The organism is Gammaproteobacteria bacterium, assembly GCA_003696665.1.
Lineage (GTDB): Bacteria > Pseudomonadota > Gammaproteobacteria > Enterobacterales.
Map to the genome: position 1 here is coordinate 1 of RFGJ01000090.1, position 1,329 is coordinate 1,329.

Sequence of the window (1,329 nt, forward strand, 5' to 3'; positions counted from 1 at the left end):
CTCAGAACACGATTGCAATCAATGGCGGCGCGTAATGTTTATGCTATTACTGACCCGAACTGCTTGCACCTGCCTGTTCTGGCATGGTTTCTCGGCCAGCTTATCCAAACTGATCGAACACTGTTTTGCTTCTGCTGGTTGTTAGTGACAACTGGCATCTCACCTGATCGCCTGCAGGACGTGGTACGAAAGGACTCCCCTAACGACACGGCAGAAGCATGGTTCGACATGCGAACCAACCATTTGGTATATAAGGTTCAAAATGGTGCCACTGCGTTCGATCCCAACAACGACAGGATCTACATGCGCTTAGCTCTCCCCGGATGGCTCACAAATGAATTTGGGCTCGAGCATCCACCATTCAAAAATGCCATTGCATTGGCTAATAAACAGGCGAAGAAGTTTTCGCTTCAATATCCTGGGAACACACCCAGCTGCGAAAGGCTGGCAGCAACATTTTATCGCCTGTTTGCCACCGAAGACCATCTTACGCGTCTTGAGGCCGCCACAATAGCCGGGCGCATTCCCGCATCGCTTCGAGCCCAAGCTCGTTACTATGTTCTTGATCGGGAACTCCTGAATCGGCAGTACCAAGTGGCACATGCTGAATTCATCAAGCGCATCACAAGCATTCATGCATGTCCGGACGTGCTAAGACAAACACTATCCATCTTCAGCTTCCCGAGACAACTGCCAAGTGGATTGGTCGGATCGCAATTGGCCGAACCTCCGAACAACACCGTACCACTGGTTAAATCGCTGAACCAAAAATTCAGCACGGCATATAGCTGCCTCCGGTCATCTTTTGAGGATAAGGAAAAGTGGCTGGTTCGGGCTCTGAATTTGCAGCATGCAAATCTATACCTGATACTTCAGGTCAATATGGCACTCCGGCCTGTTGGGGAAGCCACTTCGATGTCCCTTTCTATCTTATTCAAACGTGCAATCACCCAGACCAAGGCTGATTCAGTCTTCCGCAATCAAAGTCTCGCAATGTGTTCAGGGCTTCTTCAGCGACAAATTGAGGCTTGCAAAGGCACACTGCTGCTTGCGAAGCGATGGATGGTTGATCAACCAAGTGACATTTTTCCGAATCATGACCCCCTCCCCCTTTATTTCTCGGTCAGACAATGCGGAGGTATTCGCGCCTGCCGCATGAGCGGGAGTCTTTTCAGACAATGTCTGGAAGAACATGGAATCGACCATTTATTTCCCGAGAAAAACAATGGTTGGAGGCACATCTCAGCAACTTTCCTACATCGGCGCGTACCCGAAATCATCCTCGATGAGATGATGGCACATGATCGCGAAGGCTTGGATTTCGCTGGA

1 protein-coding gene is annotated in these 1,329 nt (G+C 49.8%); it reads left to right on the plus strand.

Annotated features, from left to right (window positions below):
- Positions 1–1,329, plus strand: a 1,329-nt coding sequence (locus tag D6694_03085) for a hypothetical protein (protein RMH46814.1), incomplete at both ends; no start/stop codon positions are given.